Consider the following 23,758-nt stretch of genomic DNA (forward strand, 5'->3'; position numbering starts at 1 on the left):
TTGATGATGGAAAGAACAGATGTCCGCTGGCCCGATTCCCTATGGGCGGCAGTGACGCCCGCGGGGCCTGATCTGCCCGAATTGACCGGCGCCCGGCAGGCCGACGTGGTCGTGATCGGTGGCGGTTTCACGGGGCTGTCGACCGCGCTGCATTTGCGCGAGGCCGGCGTGGACGTGGCTGTCGTCGAGGCGATGGAGCCGGGCTGGGGCGCCTCGGGGCGCAACAACGGCCAGGTGATCCCGACCTTGTCGCGGCCCGATCCGGAGGACATCGTCGCCAAGCATCGCGCAGCCGGCGAGCGCTTTGTCGGCTTGCTGCGCGACAGCGCCTCGACGCTGTTCGACGTCGCCAGGCGATACGATATCCAGGCCGAGCAGGAGCAGGCCGGCTGGGTGCAGCCGGTGCATTCGCCCGGCCGCATCAAGATCGCCGAGCGGCGGGTGCGGCAATGGTCGAAATTCGGCGCGCCGGTCGAATTGCTGTCACGCGATCAGGTCCGCGACATGCTGGGCTCGGATGCGTGGTACGGCGGCTTCTGGAACAGGAGCGGCGGCCACATCAATCCGCTGGCGCTGGCGCGGGGGCTCGCGCGCGCCGTGCTTGATCTCGGCGGACGCATCTATGCGCGCTCTCCGGTCGAGAGTTTCGAGCGGAGGAATAACCGCTGGGTGGTGAAGACCGCCAACGGCGAGATCTCGGGCCGCGCGCTGGTGGTCGCGACCAATGCCTATAGCGGGGAGATCGTGAAATCATTGGTGCCGGAGATCGCGACCGAGGTGATGCCGGTGCTGTCCTGGCAGATGGCGACGCAACCATTGTCGGACAATATCCGCAAGTCCATCATCCCGGGACGGCAGGCGATGTCCGATACTCATGGCGAGCTCTATTTCGCGCGCTACGACGCGCGCAACCGGCTCGTCACCGGCGGCGCCGTGGTCGGCCCGGGCGACAAGGCCGCGCGGCTGAAGGCGAGGGTGGCCGAACGGCTGCAACGCTTGTGGCCGCAGATCGGCGAAATCTCCTTCGATCACGTCTGGAGCGGCTATGTCGGCATGACCACCGATTTCCTGCCGCGCTTCCACCAGCTCGGCCCCGACGCCTATGGCTGGACCGGCTGCAACGGCCGCGCAGTGGCGCTGACGATTGCGATTGGCGCCGAGTTTGCAAAGGCGGTGCAAGGCGTAGCGGTGAAAGACTTGGCGCTGCCGTTCACCGACGCGCGGCCGATTGCTGCGCATGGACTGCTGCGAAAGCTCGCGCCCTTGATGCTATTGGTCTACCGCCGCCGCGACGCGCGGGAGATCTAGAGCAGGGGAACGCTGTGCCGAGCGCGATATCCGTCAGGAGAGCATTCCTGACCTAACTCGGATATCATCCAATGTACGCCCCGGCTTGATGAGCAGCTGGCTGCCCGAGTTCCAGGCCGCAGAAATCGAGTTTGGAGCCGGCGCCTATAGAGCATCCCAAAAGCTCAAGAAATGCCGGAACGGTTGTAAGCTCACCGCGTTTGGTTGCGAAGGATTCGCCCCGCTGTTCAGCGATCCAGTCGCACGGGAATCCCGACTGCAATATCCAACTACAATCAATAACGAGGAGGCAACAGATGGCAAATCCACGTCCAGAGGATAAGTCTACTCAAGCCGCCGAGGATGCAGTTCGGCGCGTCAGCGAGAGAACTGCTGAACAGACCAGACGGATTGGAGAAACCGCGGCTGAGGCCAGTCAAGAGATGGCTCGGGCTAGCACCGATCTGCTGCGCCAAAATGCCGAGGCGGTACAGAGCGCCCTGCGGTTCGGCCTGGATATGACGACAGCGGTCATGGGCCGCTCCACCGATCAATTTGGTGGTGCACTTGGACTATCGGAGGAAGCACAACGTGCAACCGAAAGGTCGGCTCACAGCGCCGCCAGCGTCCTTCAGTCCACCACCGCAATTGCCAAAGGGATGAGCGGGATGTCGCAAGAGTATCTGGCATTCGTCCGGCACCAAATGGAGTGCAGTATGAACCGCATGAACGAATTGTGGCGCTGCCGTACTCCTCAGGATGTTCTCGCCGTCCAAAGTGATTTTGTGCGAGAAACCGTGGAGAACGCTGTGGGATGCGGCCGACGAATGGCCGACATGTCGCTCAAGGCGGCTGACGATAGCGCGAAGCGCATGGCTCAGACTATCGAACGGCGCGCCGCCTAGAGCATACTCGCCGTTTCGTGCTCGCGCGCGAAATCGCCGCCTGGAATCGAATCCAGCAGCGCCTTTGTGTAGGGATGCTTCGGGTGGCCGAACACGTCGGCGGCCAATCCCTGCTCGACGACCGCGCCATCCTTCATCACGGCGACGAGGTCGCAGATCTGCGCGGCGACGCGCAGATCGTGGGTGATGAAGATGATGGAGAGGCCGAGCCGCTGGCGCAGATCGGCCAAGAGCTTCAATACCTGCGCCTGCACGGAAACGTCGAGCGCGGAGACCGGCTCGTCCGCGACCAGCACGTCAGGCTTCAGCGCCAGTGCCCGTGCCAGCCCGATGCGCTGGCGCTGGCCGCCGGAGAATTCATGCGGGTAGCGATCGCCGGCGGACGGATCAAGCCCGACCAGTTCGAACAATTTCCTGGCTTCGGCAATCGCCGTGGCGCGCGGCGTGCCGTGGACAATGGGGCCTTGTGCCACCAACTCGGCCGCCTTGCGGCGCGGGTTGAGCGAGGCAAAGGGATCCTGGAACACCATCTGGATATGCCGGGTTTCGCGGCGGACTTGTTCGCGCGACAGTTTTGCCCAGTCCTTGCCATTGAGCACGATCGATCCGGTATCGGGATCGATCAGGCGCACGATGCAGCGCGCTAGGGTCGACTTGCCCGAGCCAGATTCACCGACGATGCCAAGCGTTGCGCCCTTGGGCAGATCGAGAGAGGTATCCTTGACCGCGGCCGTGACGCGCGCGCCACGTCCGAGGAAGCCGCCGGTGCGATAGGTCTTTGAGACGTCGGAAATGGTCAGGATGTTCTCGCTCGACAGCGGCCGTGGCGGCGGTGCTTTCAGCGGTGGTACGGCGGCAATGAGCTGCCTGGTGTAGGGATGCGCCGGATGGCTCAGCATCTGGTGAGCCGTGCCCTGTTCGACGATCCTGCCGTGCTGCATCACCACGACGCGATCTGCGATCTCGGCGACCACGCCGAAATCGTGCGTGATGAACAGCACCGCCGTCTTCTTGCGCTGCTGCAGGTCGCGGATCAGCTTCAATATCTGCGCCTGCGTGGTGACGTCGAGTGCGGTGGTCGGCTCGTCTGCGATCAGGAGCTTTGGGTCGAGCGCCAGCGCCATCGCGATCATGGCGCGCTGGCGCTGGCCGCCGGAAAGCTCATGCGGATAGGCCTTTGCGGCCAGCTTGGGATCGGGAATGCGGACGTCGGCGAGCAGCGCCAGCACGCGCGCGTTGATCTCGGCTTTCGATAGTTCGGTGTGGATCGAGAACATTTCGCCGATCTGGTCGCCGATGGTGCGCAGCGGGTTGAGCGCGGTCATCGGCTCCTGGAAGATCATGGCGATGCCGGCGCCACGCACCTCGCGCATCTCGGCCGTATCGGCGGCGCAGAGATCGCGGCTCTCGAACAGCATCCGGCCATTCTCGATTTTCACCTCGTTCGGCAATAGCCGCATGATGGTGTTCGCCATCATCGACTTGCCGGAGCCGGATTCGCCGACCACGCAGAGGATCTCGTTCGAGGCGATCGACAGCGAAATGTCCGACAGCGCATGGGGCCGGTCGGCGCCCTCCGGCAGGCGCACGCTCAACTTCTCGAGCGAAAGAATGGCGTCGCTCATCGGCTCTTCAGCCTCGGATTGAGCGCATCATTCAGCCCCTGGCCGACCAGCGATACCGCGAGCACGGTGACGAGAATGGCGATCCCAGGGATCGCCGAGACGTACCACTGCACGCGCAGCACGTCGCGGCCGAGCCCGATCAGATTGCCCCACGAGGCGACATTGGGATCGGATAGTCTGAGGAAAGCGAGCGCGCTCTCCAGGAGGATCGCGACCGCCATCACGACGCTGGCATAGACGATGACCGGCGGCAGCGCATTGGGCAGAATCTCGCCGAGGATGATCTTGATGTCCCGCATCCCCAGCGTCTTGCCGGCCTGGACGAACTCGCGGTTGCGCAGTGAGAGGAACTCGGCACGGGTCAATCGCGCCGGCGCCGGCCAGGATACGACGCCGACCGCAATGGTGACGGTCGTCAGCGTCGAGCCGAACACCGCGACCAGCACCAGCAGCAGCACGAAATTCGGCAGGGTCTGGAATGCCTCTGTGATCCGCATCAGGACATTGTCGACCCAGCCGCCATAATAGCCGGCAAAGGCGCCGACCAGGATCCCGATCAGGATCGCGATCGCCGTCGCGACGCCGCCGATCAGAAGCGAGATCCGCGCGCCGTAGAAAATTTGCGCGGCGATATCGCGCCCGGAATTGTCGGTGCCGAGCAGGAAACGCGGGTTGGAGAACGGCCAGATCAGCGGGCGCCCTGCGAGCGACAGCGGATCGCGCGGATAGAGGAAGCCGGCGCTGATCGCCATCGCGATCACGACGAGCAGCAGGACCAGGCCGATCACCGCGGCGGGGCTGCGGAAATAGCGTTTCAGCACGTCCATGTCAGCTATCCGCCGAGATCCGCGGATCGAGCCGCGCATAGAGGAGGTCGGTCACGAAGTTGACCACGATCACGAGCAGGGCCGAGACGAAGACGATGCCGAGCAGCGTATTGAGGTCACGCTGCACCACGGATTCGTAGGCCAGCCGCCCGAGGCCCGGGAGCGAGAACACGCTTTCGACGACGACCGAGCCGCCGAGCATGGTGCCGGCCTGCAACCCGATCAGCGTCACCATCGGCAGCAGGGCATTGCGCAGCACATGCCGTGTCACGACGTGGGTCTCGTCCAGGCCTTTGGCGCGGGCGGTGCGGACGAAATCGAGGTTGAGCACCTCAAGCATCGAGGCGCGCATGATGCGCAGGTAAATGGCAAGGAAGATCAGCCCGAGCGTCAAGGTGGGCAGCATGAGGTGCCTTGCGATGTCGAGCACGCGCCAGATGCCGGTCTGCACGGTGCCGATATCCTCGAAACCGCCCGACGGCAGCCATTGCAGGTAGACCGAGAACACCACAATTGCCATTAGGCCGAACCAGAACGACGGCGTTGCATAGAAGATCAAGCCGAGCGTCGAAATCAGCGTATCCGGCCAGCGGTTGACGCCGCGCGCGGCGATCACGCCGAACACGAGGCCGAAGAAGAACGCGAACGACAGCGACGCCGTCATCAGGAGGATGGTCGGCGGCAGCCGCTCCAGGATCACGGAGGCGACCGGCTTGCCATAGATCGAGGAGAAACCGAGATCGAGCCGGACCAGGCGCCAGAGATAGTTGGCGAGCTGCATCGGGATTGACAGGTCGAGCCCGTAGAACTGGCGCAATTCGCGCGCAGTCGCGGCGTCGCCGCCGCCCATTTGCGCCATCAGCGCGTCGACGGTGTCGCCCGGCGCCATCTGCAGCAGCAGGAAGACGCCAATCAGGATCAGGAACAGGGTCGGGATCGAGGCGGCGAGCCGCCGCCCCGCAAGGCTCAAGATGCGCATGGTCTCATCTTGACGTATTGAGGATCACGCGGAAAGCCAAAGATCGTGCCAGCTCGACGAGCCCCAGCGGGGCGTGTTTGAGTGGTTGCGGGCTTTTGCCGTGATGACTGTGACGAAGATCTGCTCGATCGGCATCCAGACCGGCAGTTCCGTATTCACTTCCTTGACGAACTCGGCATAGAGCGCCTTGCGCTTGACCGGATCGACCTCGGTGGCCGCATCGTCGATGGTCTTGTCGACTGTCTTGTTTTCCCAGTCCCATTGATTGGTCCAGGGCGCGCCCTTGGGCTGGCCGGATCGATACCAGACCGTGGTCGATACCGCGGGATCGTTGCGGTACTGGTGCCAGCCGGTGGCGAGGTCGAAGGCGTGGTCGTCGTAAACCTGCTTCAGGAACCCGCCGCCGTCATTGCGCACGATCTCCACGGGGATGCCGATCTCCTGCAGCGATTGCTGGATGAAGGTCGACCACAGCGAGATGTCCTCGCCCCACGGTGCGGGCAACAGCCGGAGCGAGAAGCGCGTGCCGCCGGGGCCCGGCTTGTAGCCGGCTTCATTGAGCAGCGCGACCGCCTTGGCCTTGTCGTAAGGATATTGCGGCGTGTCCGCACCCGGATAGAAGTCGGTCGAGGTCGAGGGGATCGGGCCGGTGCCGAGCTTGGCGAAATCGCCGAGGAAGTTGTCGATGAAGAACGGCACGTTGATCGCATGCGCGATGGCGCGGCGGACGCGGATGTCGGAAAGTTCCTTGCGGCGGAAGTTGAACTCGATCGTGTTGGTGCGCGCGTTGCCCTCGTTGCCCTTGGTGGAGACGATGAAGCGCTTGTCCTTCCCAAGCCGCGCCATGTCCGAGATCGTGAGCCCGGAGAACGGGCTGTAGTGCAGTTCGCCGGCCTCCATCTGCGCCGCGGCGGCGGCGCGGTCGGTGATCACCTTCCAGACGATGCGGTCGAGATAGGGCGCGTTCGGCCGCCAGTAGTCGGGATTGCGGTCGGCGATGATGTATTGCCCGCGCTCATATCTGACGAACTTGAACGGGCCGGTGCCGACTGGCGCCAGGTTGGTCGGGTTCTGACGAATGTCGCCATTCTCATAGAGGTGCTTGGCTGAGACGTAGCCGAGGTCCGGCAGGGCGCGCAGCAGCAGGTTGAGCGGCATCGGCCGCTCGTAGCGGAAAATCGCGGTCTGCGGATCGGGCGTGTCGACGGCGGTCAGGAACAGTTGCAGCGTCGAGCCGTAGTTCAGGATCTTCTTCCACATGTTCATCGCGGTGAACGCGACGTCGTCAGAGGTGAACGGCTTGCCGTCGTGCCAGGTGATGCCCTTGCGTAATTTGAAGGTGACCGTCTTGCCGTCGGGGGTGGCTTCCCAACTCTCGGCGAGCACGCCGACCGGCTTGCCGTCGGCGTCGAGGTCGACCAGGTTCTCCTGGATCTTGCCGCCGATGATGTAGACGCCGGTCGAGGCCTGCAGGCTCGGATTGAGCTGGCGCTGCTCGGCGCCGTAGTGGACGTTGAACACGCCGCCCTTGCGCGGCGTCTCCTGCGCAAATGCCCGCATCGGGTTGATGACGTTGGCGGCGATGGCGGCCGACGTCAGAAGTGCGGTGCGGCGGTTGATCTCGAGGCGGGCCAAATCCATACAAGGTCTCCAGAAAGTAGCGTCGGGCAGCGCGCGGCGTGGGGCCGCAGGCCGTCTTTAGCCGATGTTGTGTGGGGAGGGGAACCCCAGGTCATTTTCTCAATTGCCGCGCAATCTGAACGATCATTGTCCTGGCCCCACACCAGACCGGCGTTGTCGGCTGCGGCTCAGTGAGGCGAGCTTCGGCAGGGACCGCGAATCACTGAGTGCGAATCTGCAGCGGAAAAATAGGGGTCGGCAGGGTGCCGGCTGGCCCGTTCGCGGGCGTATGGAGGGGCTGTCTGAGGCGGTGGCGAGCCTCGACCAGCCAAAAAACCCGGGAAAAACGCAGGATTCCGGTGTATCAGCGGCGATATAGCTGTGAAGAATGCTGAAAACCCTGTTTTTTTAGCCAGTTTCCGCCATAACGTGCCGTTTCCAGAATCAATGGAGCAACCATGGCTACCCAACTGTCGAAGTCGCAACTGATCGAGAAGATCGCGACCACCACCGAACTCTCCAAGCGCGACGTCAAGAACGTGATGGATACCCTCACGGACGTCGGTCATAAGGAGCTGAAGAAGAACGGCGTGTTCCTCGTCCCCGGCTTCGCGAAGTTCGTGGTGATCAAGAAGCCCGCGACCAAGGCGCGCAAGGGCATCAACCCCTTCACCGGCGAAGAGACGGTGTTCAAGGCCAAGCCGGCCCGCAAGGTCGTCCGGGCTCGCCCGGTCAAGGCCGCCAAGGACGCGGTCTAAGGCAAAAGGCCTCCGGAAGCGGGGGCCTTTTTGCTATGAAGCGCGCCCGGCGTTCGCGTGAGGCCTGACCCTCTATCCCTCCGCAACGCGGGGCGCGGCAATCAGCGCTCGTGGGAACAAGCCATCAAAACGAAAGCCCCACGAGCAGGGCCATGCAGGCCAGGTGGCCCGCGACGATGAGCGCAAGATGAAGAGGACCGGGCATCCGACGTCTCCTCGCTTTACGACACCTCTCCCGCTTGCGGGAGAGGTCGGCGCTTAGCGCCGGGTGAGAGCTCTCTCCTCACGGATGGTCCCATCGTGGAGACACCCTCAGCCCAATGTTCTCCCGCAAGCGGGAGAGGGGGCGCAGCGTCCATCGCGGCGGCACCAACCGCCCTTTCAAGAGACAATCAATTCAGACTGGCGCCCGCGGTGAAGCTGCGATCGACGGCTTTGCCGACGTCGATCGTCTTCGACAGGATGCCGTAGCGTGTGGCGCGGTCGGAGGCTTCCTGCACTTCCTTGACCACGTTCTCGTCGATTGCGATCGGGCTGGTCTTCTGCGCGGTATAGGCGCTCAGCAGCACGTCCTCCGGAAGTTTGGTCAGCTCGGCCGTGTTCTTCGCATAGTCGGCGAGATGATCGAGCGACCACAGCCGTGCCTTGTTCAGTCGCTGCAGCAGGTCCTGGACCGCGGCGCGCTTGGTGGCGATAGCGTTATCGGAGGCGACAATGAAGGTGATCGTCGGCGTCAGGCCTTGGCCGTCGGCAACGACGCGTGCTTTGTCCCTCAGCGTCGCAAACGAAATATAGGGCTCCCACACCGCCCAGGCGTCGATCGATCCCGCAAGCAGTGCGATCTTGGCATCGACCGGGCCGAGCGGCGCGAACGCCGCGTCCTCGAGCTTGTAGCCGGATTTCTCCAGCGTCGCGTCGATCAGGAATTGCCCCCAGCCGCCTCGCGTGCCGGCGAGACGCTTGCCCCTGAGATCAGCCGCGGTCTTGATCGGCGAATCCTCGCGCACCAGGATGGCTTGCGTCCTGGCGTCGGACCGCGTGCCACCGATCGCCTTGATCGGCGCACCCGATGCATAGACCGACAGGAAGGAGAGGTCGCCGGTATAGCCGACGTCGAGCGCGCCCGCGTTCAAGGCTTCGAGGATCGGCGCGGCCGCAGGAAATTCCGACCACTCGATCTTGTAGGGCGGATTCTTTCCGAAACCTGAGATGTCGAGCAGCGAACGGTTGCCGCCCTTCTGGTCGCCGACCCGCAACACGATTGCGTCGTCGGCCAGCGCTGCGAGGACTGAGGAAAGGGTGATTGCGGTAGCGACGAATGCAGTCGCCAGCTTGCGCGTAACGGAGTGAAAGCGAGTGAGCCTGCGCATGTCCATCTCTTTTGTGATTTCATTCGCCCATTGCGCAGAGAGCACATGAGCGTTCCATCGAGTCTATGAGCGAACCCCGCGCAGTCAACGAAACGGAAATCTGTATTGGCGCAGCTGACGACAAAGAACGTCTCGTTGGGTTCCTCTGCGGAGAAGGCGCCACGCGCACCGTTACAAAGAGGGCTAAATTCCCGCGCGATTTGCGTCAGTACGTGCGCTGCCGACGATCGCGTCACGACGAAATCGTTTCATCGTCCGCCGCTGGGATCGTGGAGATAATCCCTTTCGCGCGCGCCACATTCGAAATTCCATTTCATTGACGATGACACGATCGCACCGCATCATTTGGCGGTTGCATTGGGTGCCAATAGCGCCGGAGAAATCCGCCTTCTTACAACAATAGCTCTGGATGAGATGTGCGCGGGCTGGGCCGTTCGCGCGGACGGCGGAGCCATGTCGGACATAGGGGTGAGCATGTCGATTGAAGAGAAGAAGAATAGATTGGCGATGGATCGGCGGACGCTGCTCCGGGCCGGCGCGGCTGCCGCGTTTGCCGCGCCGATCGGCGCGTTTGGCGCGCAGGCGTTTTCCGCGCGCGGTGCAATACCGGCGATCGACTTCTCCGAATTCCCGATCTGCAAGACGGCATCTGACGCGCCGCCGCTGACCGGTGCGCCGCGCAAATTGAAGCTGTCATGGAACGCAGGCGCGGTGTGTCTTGCGCCGCTGCCGGTCGCAATCGACTACGGCTTCTTCCAGAAGCAGAACCTCGACATCGAACTCGTCAATTACAGCGGCTCCACCGACCAATTGCTGGAGGCGATCGCCACCGGCAAGAGCGATGCCGGGCTCGGCATGGCGCTGCGCTGGCTCAAGCCGCTGGAGCAAGGCTTTGACGTCAAGATCGCCGCCGGCACCCATGGCGGCTGCATGCGCGTGCTGACCCGGGTAGGCTCCGGCGTCGACAAGCTCGCCGACCTCAAGGGCAAGATCGTCGCTGTCGGCGATCTCGCCGGTCCCGACAAGAACTTCTTTTCGATCCAGCTTGCCAAGCAGGGCTTTGATCCGAACAAGGACGTCGACTGGCGCGCCTATCCCGGCAACCTTCTCAACGTCGCGGTCGAGAAAGGCGAGGTGCAGGCGTTCCTAGCCTCCGATCCGCTCGCCTATCTCTGGCTCAAGGACAGCCAGTACAAGGAAGTCGCGTCTAATCTCGACGGTGAATATCGCGACAAGACCTGCTGCATCGTCGGCCTCCGCGGCTCTCTCGTGCGTAATGAGCCGCATGTCGCGCGCGCCATCACCCAGGCGCTGCTCGATGCCGCCATGTTCACCTCGCAGAATCCGGACAAGGCCGCGAAGTCGTTCCAGCCCTATGCGCCGAAGACTGCGACGCTCGCCGATCTCGAAGCGATGGCGCGCTATCACACCCATCACCATCACCCTGTTGGCGAAGTCCTGAAGCGCGAGCTGAAAGGGTACGCCGACGATCTGAAGACCGTCTCGGTGTTCAAGCAAAGCACTGACACGGCGAAATTCGCGGAACGGATTTATGTCGACGTATTCAGTGTCTGATGCATCGGCCGCCGCCGGACAGGCCGCGGCAGTTGTCAGCCCCGGCTGGCTGGAGAAGCTGCGCAGCGGCGGCTATGGCGCCGGTCTGGCCGCTGGCGTCGCGTGGCTGGCGTTCGGTGCGTCCTGCCTCTACTGGGAAGATCTTGGCGACTGGTCGCGAACGAATGGGGTTGCGATCGGCGCGTTCTTGATCGCAGCGCTCGCACTGCTTGGGACACTCGGCGACGATTTTCTCGGTGGCGCCGGCGTGGCGCTGCGCCGGCGCGCGCCGTGGCTGGTGGCGCTCGGGTCATTTCTGACGCTCTGGGAGATCGCCACCGCAAAGTTCGGCTGGCTGCCGCTGCCGTTCTTCCCGCCGCCGCAGGCGATCGTGGAAGTCTATACCGATGATCTGCCAAAGCTGTTCAACAGCGTCATCGCATCCGTGAAGCTGCAGCTCGGTGGCTATATCATCGGCGCGGCCATCGGGTTTTTGACCGGCGTATCGATCGGCTGGTCGCAGAAGGTGGGCTACTGGGTGCATCCGGTGCTGCGCTTCATCGGACCGTTGCCGGCCACCGCCTGGCTGCCCTTCGCCTTCTTCACCTTTCCCTCGAGCTGGAGCGCGAGCACCTTCCTGATCGCGCTTGCCACCGGCTTCCCGGTGACTGTCCTGACCTGGTCCGGCGTTGCGAGCGTGCCCAACGCCTATTACGACGTCGCACGGACGCTGGGAGCAAAGCCGTCGTTCCTGGTGCTGAAGGTGGCGATCCCAGCGGCGCTGCCGCATGTCTTCGTCGGCCTCTTCATGGGGCTCGGCTCCTCGTTCGCCGTGCTGGTGGTGGCCGAGATGATCGGCGTCAAGGCCGGGCTTGGCTGGTACCTGCAATGGGCGCAGGGCTGGGCCGCCTATGCCAACATGTATGCCGCGCTGATCGTGATGTCGCTGCTCTGCTCCGGCGCGATCACGCTGCTGTTCAAGACGCGCGACCGCCTGCTGGTCTGGCAGAAAGGTGTCGTCAAATGGTAGCCGCCGCTTTGGCCGAAGCGATCACTTATCCTGCCGTCGGCGCCGAGCTCGATATCGAGCATGTCAGCCACGCTTTCGATATCGATGGCGCCGTGCTGCCCGTGCTCGAGGACGTCAGCTTGGCGATCAAGCCCGGCGAGTTCGTCGCGCTGCTCGGCCCGTCCGGCTGCGGCAAGTCCACCCTGCTGCGGCTGGTGGCCGGACTTGAGAAGCCGCGCAGCGGCGTGCTGCGTGAGGACGATATCCGCATCAACGGACCGCACCCGTCGCGCGTCGTCGTGTTCCAGGACCCGACGCTGTTTCCCTGGCGCTCGGTCTGGGACAATGTCGCGCTCGGGCTGGAGGCGCAGGGCATCCTGAAAAGCCAGCGGCAGCGTGTCGACGCAGCGATCGATCTCGTCGGCCTCTCCGCCTTCAAGAAAGCGTATCCGCACCAGCTTTCCGGCGGCATGGCACAGCGCGTCGCACTGGCGCGTGCGCTCGTCAACGATCCGAAGGTGCTGATCCTCGACGAGCCGCTCGGCAAGCTGGATTCGTTGACGCGGATCACCATGCAGGCGGAGATCGTCTCGCTCTGGCAGCGCAAGGGCTTCACCACGCTGCTCGTCACGCACGATGCGGAGGAAGCGCTGTTCCTCGCCAACCGCGTCATCGTGCTCAGCGACCGCCCGGCGCGCGTCAAGGCCGACGTCAAAGTCGATCGGCCGTATCCGCGCCATCGCGGCGATCCCTATCTCGCCGATCTGCGCCGGCAGATACTCGGCCTGCTTGGGCTGGACGCGACATGGTAACAGCGGCGAAAGAGCTGACGCCGTCGGAAGCGCCGGACCATGTCGCGCGCGCCTTAAAGCTTGCCGAGGTCATTGCCGCGCGGGCGGCAGCGCACGATCGCGACGCCAGCTTTCCGTTTGAGAATTTCGACGACCTCGCGAAAGCCGGTCTCCTCGCGCTGACCGTCCCGGCCGCGCTTGGCGGGGCAGGGGCGGGCGCCCGCGACACGGTGCGCATTCTGAGCATCATCGGCAAGGCCGATCCGTCGACCGCGCTCGTGCTGTCGATGCATTACATCAACCATCTGGTGATGGCGCGCAGCCCGCGCTGGCCCGCGCGCCTGTCGCGCAAGCTTGCGAAGGAGACAGTCGAGGGCGTCGCTCTGGTCAACGCGCTGCGTGTCGAGCCCGAACTGGGATCGCCCGCGCGCGGCGGCCTCCCGGCGACGATTGCGCGCCGCACCGAGACCGGCTGGCGGCTGAGTGGCCGCAAGATCTATTCGACCGGCGCGCCGATCCTGAAATGGTATCTGGTATGGGCCAAGACCGACGAGACGGAAACCCGCGTCGGCCAGTTCCTGGTGCCCGCAGGATTGCCCGGAACGAGGATCGAGGAGACCTGGAACCACCTGGGCCTACGCGCGAGCGGCAGTCACGACGTGATCTTCGACGACGTCGTGTTTCCGCTCGATTACGAGGTCGACGTGCGGAAGCCGGAGGAGTGGACCGCGCCTGATGTCACCCAGGCGACCATCCACGCCATCTTCGTGGCCGCGATCTATGACGGTATCGCCCGCGCCGCGCGCGACTGGCTGATCAAGTTCCTGCGCGAACGTGTTCCGGCCAATCTCGGCGGACCGCTCGCGACATTGCCACGAGCTCAGGAAATCCTCGGCGGCATCGAGGCGCGGCTTGCGGTCAATGCACGCCTGATCGACAGTTTTGCCGCCGAGTTCGATGCCGGCTTGCCGCTCAGTGCGACCGAGTCCAATATCGTCAAGCTGACGGTGACCAACAATGCCGTCGCCGTGGTGGAGGACGCGCTGTCACTGACCAGCAATCACGGCCTGTCGCGACACAATCCGCTGGAGCGGCATTTTCGCGATGTGCTGTGCGGCCGCGTCCACACCCCGCAGGATGACTCCACCCGCATCGCCGCCGGACGCCTGGCGCTGGGCATCTGAACAACAGCCAACAAGATCGGAGCTTCCCCATGTCAGTCGAGTTCATCGGCTTCATCACCAACAACAATGCGTCCGAGACCATCGTGCGCTCCGGTCCCGTGCTCGATCCGCCCTATCTCGAGACGGTCGCCAAGGCGCATGAGCTTGCCGGTTTCGACCGCGCGCTGCTCGCGTTTCACTCGACGACGCCGGATGCGCTGCAGGTCGCCCAGCACGTGCTCGGCATCACCAGGACGTTGAAAGTGATGATCGCCCAGCGGCCGGGCTTCACCGCGCCGACGCTCTTGGCGCGTCAGCTCGCCACGCTCGACCAGTTCTACCCTGACCGCGTCTCGCTGCACGTCATCACTGGCGGCAATGCCACCGAACTGCGCCAGGACGGCAATACGCTCGACGACAAGGACGAGCGCTATGCGCGCACCAGCGAATTCCTCGACATCGTCCGCCTGGAATGGACCAGCGAGAAGCCGTTCGACTATCGCGGCAAGTACTACCAGGTCGAGCGGGGCTTTTCGCAAGTTAAGCCGCATCAGAAGGGCGGCATCTACACCTTTGTCGGCGGCGGCTCGGATGCCGCGGTGGAGGTCGCGGGCAAGCACGCCGACACCTTCGCGCTGTGGGGAGAATCTTATGCGCAGGTGCGCGACGTCACCGCGCGCGTACGCGCTGCTGCCGCCAAGCACGGCCGGCCGGCGCCGCGCTTCAGCCTCTCGGTGCGGCCGATCCTCGCCGACACCGAGGAGAAGGCGTGGGCCAAGGCGCAGTCGATCCTCGAGCGCGCCACCGAATTGCAGGACCAGACCGGCTACCGCAAGCCAGCTGATGGTCATGCCACCGCGGGCGCGAAGCGGCTGCTTGCGCTTGCCGATCAAGGCGCGCGTATCGACAAGCGGCTTTGGACCGAGATTGCCAAGCTGACCGGCGCCAACAGCAACACCACGGCGCTGGTCGGCGCGCCCGAGCAGGTGGCGGAGGTGTTCGCCGATTATTACGACCTCGGCGTCAGTCACTTCCTGATCCGCGGCTTCGATCCGCTGATCGATGCGATCGACTATGGCCGTGAATTGATCCCGCTGACGCGCAAGCTGATCGCCCAGCGCAATGCGATGCGTGGGATTGCCGCCGAATGATCCGGTTTGCTCTCGCTGTTTTGCTCGCGCTCAGCGGCACGAGCATCGCGTCCGCGCAAACCACGCTGCGCGTGGGCGACCAGAAGGGCAATTCGCAGGCGGTGGTGGAAGCCGCCGGCGTGCTCAAGGACGTGCCCTACAAGATCGAGTGGAAGGAGTTCGCGGCGGCCGCACCGCTGTTGGAAGCGCTCAGCGCAGGCGCGATCGACACCGGCCTCGTCGGCGATGCGCCCTTCACCTTTGCCGCCGCAGCGGGCGTGCCGGTGAAAGCGATCGCGGCGGTGCGGCAGTCGCGCGAAGGGCTCGCGATCCTGGTGCCCGAGACATCCGCGATCAAGAGTTTCGACGACCTGCGCGGCAAGAAGATCGCAACCGGCCGCGGCTCGATCGGGCATCAGTTGATCCTGGCCGCGCTCGAATCCAGGGGCTGGCAGGCGAGCGATGTGCAGATCGTCTTCCTCGCACCCTCGGACGCCAAGGTCGCCTATACGCAAGGGTCGGTCGAGGCCTGGTCGACCTGGGAGCCCTATGTCAGCCAGGAAGAGGTACTCTTCAAGTCGCGCCGCGTAATCACCGCCGAAGGCATCACGCCCGGCCTCGGCTTTCAGGTCGCAACGCCGAGCGCGATCAAGGACAAGCACGAGCAGTTGCAGGATTTCGTCCGTCGCCTCGCCGCGGCGCGGGCATGGTCGCAGAACAATGTCGCCGGCTATGCCGAGACCTGGGGCAAGCTGATGAACATCCCGACCTCGGTGCCACTGAACTGGCTGGCGCGGGCCAAGATCCAGATCACGCCTATCGATGACACCGTCGTGAGCGATGAGCAGAAGACCATCGATCTCTATCACCGCTGGGGTCTGATCAAGCAGCAGCTCAATGCCGCCGAGATCGTCGACCGCTCGTTCGCGACGGCGATCGGCAAGGGCACGGGTTTGTAGGCCCGGGCCAATCTTCCACCTCCCCCTGGGGTCGAACAAGATGAGTCGCGAAAGCGCTCACACCAGCGTCATTGCGAGCGAAGCGAAGCAATCCATCTCTCCGCTTGTCGAGGCATGGATTGCTTCGCTGCGCTCGCAATGACGGGGGAGAGAGCGGCGGCTCGCAATGACGAGGGTAGGAGAGGGAGCGCACCTCCCGAACGCGTGATCGGCGGAAATAATCCGCTTGGCGAGTCGAGAGCGCCGAAAGGATTTTCCACGTTTCATCCTCGCAAGAATGTCAACGTTGCTATTTCTTGGCCTCCCTTGCCGGGACGGTTCACCGGGCCAAAATGAAGCAGAACGAACAATAGGGAGTCCGGGAGACCACCATGGGCCTGCATGAAACCAAGATCGAGTCGCTTCCCTTCGTCACTGCCGAGCTCAACTATCTCGCCCCGACAGCGGGCAAGCCACGCACCTACGCCTTTGATCCGCCGCCTGGCGAGCCCAAGTCGACGGCGCTCCCCGAACCCCACAACGTTCCGATCTTCGACGGCCGTCTGATCGCCAACCAGTTTTCGCTCGACCGTGAAGGCTTCGCTCTCGTCAAGCATCCGACCGTGGTGAAGAACTACTACGACGACAACGAAATCAGGCGCGTCTACTATCCCGCCGTCGAAGCCTTCCTGAAGGCGACATTGAAGGCGGATCGGGTCGTCATCTTCGACCATACCGTGCGCAAGCGCGTCGAGGGTGCACCTGATGTGCGTGACGGGACGCCGCGCCAGCCGGCGACTCGGGTCCATGTCGACCAGACCGATCTGTCCGGCCGCAACCGCGTGTTCGAACATCTGCCTGAGGAGGCCAACGAACTTCTCAAAGGTCGCGCCCAGGTGATCAACCTGTGGAGGCCGATCCGCGGGCCGCTGCGCGATGCGCCGCTGGCGATGTGCGACGGCCAGTCGGTGGAGCAGGGCGATCTCATCGCCTCCGACTTGATCTATCCGAACCGTCAGGGCGAGACCTATTCCGTGAAATACAATGCGAACCACCGCTGGTTCTATTTCCCGGAAATGACCCCCGACGAAGCGCTGCTGCTCAAGTGCTACGATTCGGCAACCGACGGCCGCACGCGCTTCGCGCCGCATACGGCCTTCATCGATCCGACGACGCCGGCTGATGCAGAGCCTCGCGAGAGCATCGAGGTGCGGACGCTGGTGTTCCATAAGCACTAAACTGCCCAATACCTAGGCAGAGATTGGCGTTCTCTGCCTATTGGTGATACGCCGTCCCGAAATTCCTCGGAAGACGAGACGATTCGTGGGCGGCGTTACCAAAGAAGATGCGGGGTCCAGTACCCGCACGCTGATTTATGCTCTGTTGGCCCTGGCTTGTGGCCATATGCTATCGACCCTGCTGCGGACGATCCCGGCCATCAGCCTCGACCTGATGGCCGCCGATTTCGCGACGCCGCCGCAGACGCTCGCCAGCCTGACCTCGATCTACCATTTCGCCTTTGCCGCATCGCAGGTTCCTGTCGGCGCCGCGATGGACCGCTTCGGCGTTCGCCCGGTCTCCCTGGGCCTGCTCATCGGAACCATCTTCGGGGCGGTGGCATCGGCGTTTGCGACTGGACCGGGGAGCTTCCTCGTTGGCCAGCTCATGCTGGGGATCGCGACATCAGGCATGCTGATGTGCCCGATGACGCTGGCTGCGAAACAGCTTTCCCCGTTCAAGTTTGGCCTGTGGTCGGGTGCGATCCTGTCGATCGGCAACATCGGCATGTTGCTGTCGTCGAGCCCACTGGCCTTCGTGGTCGAGCGTTTTGGCTGGCGCGCGGGGTTCTGGATATCGGCGGTCGGTGGTGTCGCGGTGCTGCTTGCGGTGTTCGCGCTGGTGCCGAGACAGCCGGCTGAACACAAGGACGATTCGTCGCCGCTTTCGCAGATGATGGAAGTCTTGCGCCTCGGCCTGTCCCATCAGCTCCGGGGCCTGGTCGCCTTGTCGCTGGTCTCGCTGGCCGCGTCGCTCGTGCTCAGGGGATTGTGGGGCGGGCCGTGGCTGATGGAGGTCAAGGGCCTCACCCGCATCGAAGCCGGCAACCAGCTCGGCCTGTTCACGCTGGCGCTGATCATAGGTCCAGTCTGCATCGGCGTGGCCGATCGCAGGCTCGGCCACGGGCGCACCCTGGTTGCGGCAACCCATTTCGCATCGGCGCTGCTGCTTCTCCTGATGGCCCTGGGAGCTCCGGGTTACCCGGTATCTAACCTGTTCGGCGTCGCCGTCATGCCGCCGCAATATGATCTCGTCCTGTTCGTCCTGATCGGTCTTGCCGTCTCGGCGCAGCCGCTGCTCTACGGCATGACCAGACAGCTCGTCGACGCCCAGAGCGCAGGCAAGGCGCTTTCGGCGATCAATCTCTCCTTCTTCCTCGGCGCGGCACTGATGCAGTCCATAACCGGCGCGGTGGCGGCGCTCTATGGATTGCCGGCCGTGATGATCTTCATGGCTGCAGCCCTGCTGGCCGGCACGGTGGTGTTTTTGATCTATACGTCCCGGGCGGTGGCGATAAAATAGACAATGTTCTCCGCTTTGTTCGCGCTGATGGGAGTTCCTTTCGGCGCTGACCGTCGATGATCGCTAGATCGCTGCAACGCACCATTTCATTTCTCTGCCCATATTTACGCGCTATTGTTGTGGGCGGGAAACGCAGCAGGCTGCCGTCCGAGCAGGTTTGAGGCGATGCCGATGCAACAAAGAAAAGCAAGATTGTCGCTGTCCCTCGTCGCCGCACTGCTTCTCGCGTGGGCGCCGTCCAGCGCACAGCAGGCGTCCGAGGGAGGCGCCGCGGATAATGAGATCCGCATCGGCAACGTCATGCCCTACACCGGACCCCTGGCGGCCTTTGCGACCATCGGCAGGGCAGAAGCCGCCTATTTCGACATGGTCAACGAGGGCGGCGGCATCAACGGACGCAAGATCAAGTTCATCTCCGTCGACGACAGCTCCAATCCGCGCACCGCGCTTCAGCAGACGCGCGAACTGGTCGAGAAGGAGAACGTGCTCTTGATGTTCGGCTCATTCGGCACGCCGAGCAATCTCGCGACCCGGACCTATCTCAACGACAAGAAGATCCCGCAATTGTTCGTCGCTTCGGGCGACGAGGAATGGGCAAATCCGAAGACATATCCGTGGAGCATGGGCTGGCAGCCGACCTTCCGCGCGGAGGGCCAGATCTATGCGAATTACATCCAGGCGTCCTATCCCGACCGCAAGATCGCCGTGCTCTGGCAAAACGATCAGTTCGGCCGCGATCTGTTCAGGGGATTGCAGGAAGGTCTCGGCGATACCGCCGGCATGATCGTCGCCGATCTCGCCTTTGATGCGTCCGATACCTCGATCCAGGTGCAGATCAAGATATTGAAGGATTCCGGCGCCGACATACTGGTGTTCAACGGAGCGCCGGCTATCGCCGCCCGCGCCATTCGCATCGCGGCCGACCTGGATTGGCATCCGGTCTTCATCCTCGACAATGCCTCGGCCTCGATCGCCAGCGCGCTGCGGCCAGCGGGATTGCAGAATGCGCTCGGCGTGATCTCGACATCCTTCCTGAAGGACGCCGACGATGCGGCATGGAAGGAGGATCCGCCGATCAAGGCATGGTCGGCCTTCATGGACAAATACTATCCCGACGGCGACAAGGAGGACAGCTACGCCATCTTCGGCTACGCGGCGGCGGAGACCCTTGTTCAGGTGCTGAAGCAGTGCGGTGATGATGTGTCGCGCGAGAACATCATGCGCCAGGCTACGTCGTTGAAGAACTATCTCAACCCGGTCGCGCTGCCGGGCATCGCGATCAACACCGGCCCGACCGATTTCCGCCCGATCAAGCAGATGCGTCTGGTGCAGTTCGACGGCAATGTCTGGCAACCGATCGGCGATGTGGTCGAAAGCGCATTTTTGAACGCGCCTGGCGATAAGTGATCGTGTGGGATGAAATGCCGCTCCGTCCTCCCGGGCTGGAGCCGGGGCCCAACCACCGAGCTACTCAAGTTGACCAGCCGCCATCGATGATGTGGATCGCTCCTGTTGTAAACGCCGACTCATCCGAAGCAAGATATGTGACGAGAGCCGCGACCTCGTCGGGTCGACCAAGTCTTCCGAGTGGCTGCCGCAACGTAAAGCTCTGACGTGCTGCGGCATCGTCCAGTCCGTCCTTCAGTGCCTGTGCCTTTATGCGAGCTTGCAGGGAAGGTGACTCGATCGTGCCGGGGCAAATGGCGTTGCAACGAATCTGATGGGATACGAAGTCCGCCGCAACGGATTTCGTCAGACCGATCACGGCCGCCTTGGAGGCGCCGTAGGCGCAACGGTTCGGGACACCTTTCACGCTCGAAGCAACGGACGCCATGTTTATAATAGAGCCGCCGCGGCCAGCTTCGATCATTGCGGGAAGAAACGCCCGGATGGAGCGGTACATCGCTTTCACGTTCAAATCGAAGCTGAGATCCCAAGCGCTCTCCTCGCAATGCAGAATATCTCCTGCATGTACGTAGCCTGCGCAGTTGAACAAAACGTCGATCGGTCCGAGCGATTCGGCGAATTGCCTTACCTTGACTGGATCGAGCACATCCAGGCAATGAGCTCGCAGATGCAAGCCGGGGTCTGCATCTCTTCTCAACTCGTCGAGCGCGACCTGGTCGATATCCGTCGCCCACACCATTGCCCCTTCTGCGGCAAGCATCATTGCGGACGCGCGCCCGATACCATTTCCGGCCGCGGTCACAACGGCGGTCTTTCCACTGAGACGTTTGCTCATCTGGCCCTCTTTAAAACGGCCGGCATTCTCAGCCGATCCTTTGATTTTCTTGCCTGCCTTCGCATTGCACGGTTAGGCAGGATCCTTCCTGGCTGCGGCGTCTAATTTGGCGAGCGGCGGCGCGAAGCGGGCGCGCGGTTCATGTTGCGGCAGACCCAGCAGGATGACTGCGGCACCGGCTGCAATCACCGACAGGACCAAGTAGCCGACGCTGCTGTTGCCAAGGGCCTGCTCCGCATAGGTCTTGATCTGTGGCGAGAAGAACCCGCCCAGATTGCCCAGGGATACGATGAAGGCGATCCCGCTCGCCGCGCCGATGCCGCTCAGATATTGCGTCGGCAGGCTCCAAAAGACCGGCTGCGACGAGGTCAGCCCCGGGACAGCAATACAGAAGGCGATCACCAGCAGAATCGGATTGTTGGTGAATCCGACGGCGGCCGATGCCAGAACGCCGGCGATGATCAGCACTATAGCGACCTGGCGATGATTCTGATGCTGATCGGCGTATGCGGTCGCAAGCAGGGTGACGATCGCCGAGCACAGCCAGGGAAGTGCCAACAGGAGGCCGATCGTAAAGTCGACTTTGCCTCCCGTGGCCGAGGCGAGCTTTGAGGGGAAGTAGAAAGAGAACGGCGAGGTGCCGACTTGGAAGCAGAAGTAGACCAAGATGAAGGCGATAACCCGCACATCCCTGAGCACACCGAGGGCTGAATGCTTTACCTGCCCCGCCTTGAGGGCTTCCTCCCGCGCGATTTCGTCGGACAGCGCCTTGCGCTCCGCCGGCGTCAACCAGGCCGCCTCCGCGGGCCGGTCGCAAAGATAGAAGAACGCAATGATGCCAACAAAAGCTGCGGCTAATCCCTCGACCGCAAGAACGAACTGCCAGTCCTTCAGCCCCAACACCCCATCGAATTGCAGCAAGTAGCCGCTGAGCGGGCTCCCGAATACGAGTGAGAGGGGGACGCCGAGATAGAACAGGCCGGTTGCCCGCGCTCGTTGCTTGGCCGGAAACCAGTAGGTCAGATAGAGCAGCACTCCCGGGTAAAAGCCAGCCTCAGCGACTCCGAGGAGAAAGCGCAGGACATAAAAGACGGTGTCCGAACGCGCGAATATCATCGCCGCGGAGATCAGTCCCCAGCTCACCATGATGCGCGCGAGCCAGGTGCGTGCGCCGACGCGCGTCATGATGAGATTGCTGGGCACCTCGAACAGGGCATAGCCGATAAAGAAAATGCCTGCTCCGAAAGCATAGGCCGCGTCCCCGATGCCGGTATCGGCCTGATAGGCGAGCTTGACGAAGCCTATATTGACCCGATCGAGGAATGCCAGGACAAGCATTAGCATGAGGAACGGCAGCAAGCGCCATGCGGATCGCCGGATCGCGCTCTCCAGCGGCGAATCCAGGGTATTCTGCGACATCATCGGACCTCCCTTGTTTAAACTTTGTTGTCTTGCGCAATGTCTCAATGCGGTTTGCGGCACTCGTCGCCGGGCCGTCTTCGCTTGACGAGATAGAGATGCTCGCAGACGAGCACGGTTTCGTCGGACTGATTCAGCATCTCAATCGATTCGACGACCACACCCACATCGGCGCGCTTGGCGTGGTCGCGCTTGGTCGTGATGCTTGCGTTGACGGTGATGGTGTCACCGATGAAGACCGGGCGAATGAACCGCAACCGGTCGTAGCCGTAGGACATTGCGTGCGGATTGATCGTGGACGCGGTCATGCCGATGCCGACGCTGAAGACCAGCGTTCCGTGTGCGATCCGCTGCTTGAAATCCTGCTTGGTGCACCACTCGGCGTCCATATGATGCGGGAAATTGTCGCCAGTCTGGCCGGCGTGGATCACAATGTCCGCTTCCGTGATCGTGCGGCCGAGGGTGCGGCGGCTGAAGCCGATCTGGTAATCCTCGAAAAAAAGCTCGCTCACGATCATGCGTGAAACTCCTTGACGTCCTCCCGGCGCAGCAAGCGACGCCGCGAAGGCTCTTGCCGCCATTATTCAAATATGGAAAGTATTTTCATATATGGAAGAAAGTCAAGTGCCCCGAAAAAGCCGTCGAAAACGTCGGCGGCACTGGCCGGCGGCAATCCGGTCGTGTGCTATTGTCGCCGCCTATGGGCCGTGGGTGAGCAATGACGAAGAAACATGAAACGACGGAAGAGCTTTACAAGGCGCCTGCGCTGGACAAGGGCCTCGACATCATCGAGCTCTTGTCGAGTACCGATGAGGGACTTTCGCAGGCCGAAATCGCCAAGGCGCTCGACCGTTCACCTAACGAGATCTACCGGATGCTGGACCGGCTGGTTCGGCGGTACTACGTCGTGCGGACCAGCGAAGATCGCTACGAACTGTCCCTGAAGCTGTTTGGGCTGGCTCATCGGCATCCGCCCATGCGGCGCCTCGTAAGTCTCGCACTCCCTGCGATGCGCCGCTTCACGCGCAAGGCGGAGCAGGCCTGCCACATGGTGGTTTATGACCGGGGCAGCGGAGTGGTCATCGCACAGACCGATGCTCCGGATTACTGGGGGCTCTCGATACGTGTGGGTTCGCATATCAGCCTGCTGAACACCGGATCGGGCCACGTCTTGCTCGCCTTCGTGACCGAGACAGAGCGCAAGCTGATGCTCGACGAGCGAGTGCCTATTCCAGGCGAGACTTTACCGGAAAGGTTCGAGCAAATCATCGCAAAGGTGCGACAGCGAGGCTACGAGGTTCGTCCAAGCCAGCAAACCGCCGGAGTCACCAATATTTCCGCTCCGATTCTCAGCTCGACCGGAATCCCACTTGCGGCGCTTACCTGTCCGCATATTCGTCGTCTCGACCGCGACGACGCGCCATCACGAGACGACATTCTCGCGATGCTGCTCACGACGGCAGGCGAGATTTCTGCTGCCGCGGGCGTAGCCTGAATTCCGCCGCCGACCTGACGCCCGGCCAGTGACCCTCAGGTTGCGTTGGCCGGCCCGGGATTCGTC

21 protein-coding genes are annotated in these 23,758 nt (G+C 63.0%); 13 read left to right on the plus strand and 8 right to left on the minus strand.

Features of this window, described 5'->3' with window-relative positions; genetic code table 11:
- The first annotated feature begins 6 nt into the window (after positions 1–6).
- Both ACZIRK_RS34965 and ACZIRK_RS34970 read left to right on the plus strand, forming a co-directional pair.
- Complete coding sequence (locus ACZIRK_RS34965) at positions 7–1,308, plus strand: NAD(P)/FAD-dependent oxidoreductase (protein WP_474419023.1); 1,302 nt, start codon at positions 7–9, stop codon at positions 1,306–1,308.
- 296 nt (positions 1,309–1,604) lie between these two features.
- The gene (locus ACZIRK_RS34970; RefSeq protein WP_474419024.1) at positions 1,605–2,192 is read left to right on the plus strand and encodes a phasin family protein; all 588 of its coding nucleotides are present in this window, start codon (positions 1,605–1,607) and stop codon (positions 2,190–2,192) included.
- Here ACZIRK_RS34970 and ACZIRK_RS34975 read toward each other — a convergent pair.
- From ACZIRK_RS34975 to ACZIRK_RS34990, 4 genes are read right to left on the minus strand one after another with little or no spacing between them, the layout of a single operon-like run.
- Positions 2,189–3,817 carry an ABC transporter ATP-binding protein gene (locus ACZIRK_RS34975; RefSeq protein WP_474419025.1) on the minus strand — a complete coding sequence of 543 codons (1,629 nt, stop codon included), beginning with the start codon at positions 3,815–3,817 and terminating at the stop codon, positions 2,189–2,191. The genes ACZIRK_RS34970 and ACZIRK_RS34975 overlap by 4 nt on opposite strands.
- On the minus strand, positions 3,814–4,644 hold the full coding sequence (locus ACZIRK_RS34980; protein ID WP_474419026.1) for an ABC transporter permease: 831 nt from the start codon (positions 4,642–4,644) through the stop codon (positions 3,814–3,816). Before ACZIRK_RS34980 ends, ACZIRK_RS34975 begins: the two co-directional genes overlap by 4 nt.
- 1 nt (position 4,645) lies before the next feature.
- Positions 4,646–5,623 carry an ABC transporter permease gene (locus ACZIRK_RS34985; RefSeq protein ID WP_474419027.1) on the minus strand — a complete coding sequence of 326 codons (978 nt, stop codon included), beginning with the start codon at positions 5,621–5,623 and terminating at the stop codon, positions 4,646–4,648.
- Between the two features lie 24 nt (positions 5,624–5,647).
- Positions 5,648–7,264, minus strand: a complete 1,617-nt coding sequence (locus tag ACZIRK_RS34990; protein ID WP_474419028.1) for an ABC transporter substrate-binding protein — start codon at positions 7,262–7,264, stop codon at positions 5,648–5,650.
- Positions 7,265–7,701: 437 nt separating this feature from the next.
- On the opposite strand from ACZIRK_RS34990, the gene ACZIRK_RS34995 reads away from it, so the two are divergent.
- Positions 7,702–8,001: an HU family DNA-binding protein gene (locus tag ACZIRK_RS34995; protein WP_028164358.1), complete on the plus strand. Its 300-nt coding sequence runs from the start codon at positions 7,702–7,704 to the stop codon at positions 7,999–8,001.
- A 392-nt stretch (positions 8,002–8,393) separates the two neighbouring features.
- Here the strand turns inward: ACZIRK_RS34995 and ACZIRK_RS35000 are convergent, their stop codons facing one another.
- Positions 8,394–9,371: an ABC transporter substrate-binding protein gene (locus tag ACZIRK_RS35000; RefSeq protein WP_474419029.1), complete on the minus strand. Its 978-nt coding sequence runs from the start codon at positions 9,369–9,371 to the stop codon at positions 8,394–8,396.
- A 474-nt stretch (positions 9,372–9,845) separates the two neighbouring features.
- Here ACZIRK_RS35000 and ACZIRK_RS35005 point away from each other — a divergent pair, with 474 nt between their 5' ends.
- From ACZIRK_RS35005 to ACZIRK_RS35045, 9 genes are all read left to right on the plus strand, one after another.
- Positions 9,846–10,946: an ABC transporter substrate-binding protein gene (locus tag ACZIRK_RS35005; RefSeq protein ID WP_474419030.1), complete on the plus strand. Its 1,101-nt coding sequence runs from the start codon at positions 9,846–9,848 to the stop codon at positions 10,944–10,946.
- Positions 10,924–11,955, plus strand: coding sequence for an ABC transporter permease (locus ACZIRK_RS35010; RefSeq protein ID WP_474419031.1), 1,032 nt, complete (start codon positions 10,924–10,926; stop codon positions 11,953–11,955). Before ACZIRK_RS35005 ends, ACZIRK_RS35010 begins: the two co-directional genes overlap by 23 nt.
- Entirely contained in the window at positions 11,949–12,746 is a 798-nt protein-coding gene (locus tag ACZIRK_RS35015) for an ABC transporter ATP-binding protein (RefSeq protein WP_456643992.1), read from the plus strand. Before ACZIRK_RS35010 ends, ACZIRK_RS35015 begins: the two co-directional genes overlap by 7 nt.
- Entirely contained in the window at positions 12,740–13,909 is a 1,170-nt protein-coding gene (locus tag ACZIRK_RS35020) for an acyl-CoA dehydrogenase family protein (protein ID WP_474419032.1), read from the plus strand. The genes ACZIRK_RS35015 and ACZIRK_RS35020 overlap by 7 nt, the downstream gene beginning before the upstream one ends.
- 29 nt (positions 13,910–13,938) lie before the next feature.
- Positions 13,939–15,039, plus strand: a complete 1,101-nt coding sequence (locus ACZIRK_RS35025) for an LLM class flavin-dependent oxidoreductase (RefSeq protein ID WP_474419033.1) — start codon at positions 13,939–13,941, stop codon at positions 15,037–15,039.
- Positions 15,036–15,977, plus strand: coding sequence for an ABC transporter substrate-binding protein (locus ACZIRK_RS35030; protein ID WP_474419034.1), 942 nt, complete (start codon positions 15,036–15,038; stop codon positions 15,975–15,977). The genes ACZIRK_RS35025 and ACZIRK_RS35030 overlap by 4 nt, the downstream gene beginning before the upstream one ends.
- Before the next feature lie 371 nt (positions 15,978–16,348).
- Entirely contained in the window at positions 16,349–17,194 is an 846-nt protein-coding gene (locus ACZIRK_RS35035; RefSeq protein ID WP_456643996.1) for a CmcJ/NvfI family oxidoreductase, read from the plus strand.
- An 85-nt stretch (positions 17,195–17,279) separates the two neighbouring features.
- On the plus strand, positions 17,280–18,536 hold the full coding sequence (locus ACZIRK_RS35040; protein ID WP_474419035.1) for an MFS transporter: 1,257 nt from the start codon (positions 17,280–17,282) through the stop codon (positions 18,534–18,536).
- 171 nt (positions 18,537–18,707) lie between these two features.
- Entirely contained in the window at positions 18,708–19,943 is a 1,236-nt protein-coding gene (locus ACZIRK_RS35045; RefSeq protein ID WP_474419036.1) for an ABC transporter substrate-binding protein, read from the plus strand.
- A gap of 64 nt (positions 19,944–20,007) precedes the next feature.
- Here the strand turns inward: ACZIRK_RS35045 and ACZIRK_RS35050 are convergent, their stop codons facing one another.
- The 3 genes from ACZIRK_RS35050 to ACZIRK_RS35060 all read right to left on the minus strand — a co-directional run bounded on the left by ACZIRK_RS35050 (position 20,008) and on the right by ACZIRK_RS35060 (position 22,715).
- On the minus strand, positions 20,008–20,778 hold the full coding sequence (locus ACZIRK_RS35050) for an SDR family oxidoreductase (protein ID WP_474419037.1): 771 nt from the start codon (positions 20,776–20,778) through the stop codon (positions 20,008–20,010).
- 72 nt (positions 20,779–20,850) lie between these two features.
- Positions 20,851–22,197 (minus strand): MFS transporter, encoded by a 1,347-nt coding sequence (locus tag ACZIRK_RS35055; protein WP_474419038.1) that lies wholly within the window; start codon positions 22,195–22,197, stop codon positions 20,851–20,853.
- A 44-nt stretch (positions 22,198–22,241) separates the two neighbouring features.
- Positions 22,242–22,715, minus strand: a complete 474-nt coding sequence (locus tag ACZIRK_RS35060) for a MaoC family dehydratase (protein WP_456644001.1) — start codon at positions 22,713–22,715, stop codon at positions 22,242–22,244.
- 200 nt (positions 22,716–22,915) lie between these two features.
- On the opposite strand from ACZIRK_RS35060, the gene ACZIRK_RS35065 reads away from it, so the two are divergent.
- The gene (locus tag ACZIRK_RS35065; protein ID WP_208824636.1) at positions 22,916–23,692 is read left to right on the plus strand and encodes an IclR family transcriptional regulator; all 777 of its coding nucleotides are present in this window, start codon (positions 22,916–22,918) and stop codon (positions 23,690–23,692) included.
- Positions 23,693–23,758 lie beyond the last annotated feature (66 nt).

It is taken from the genome of Bradyrhizobium sp. Leo114, assembly GCF_055229415.2.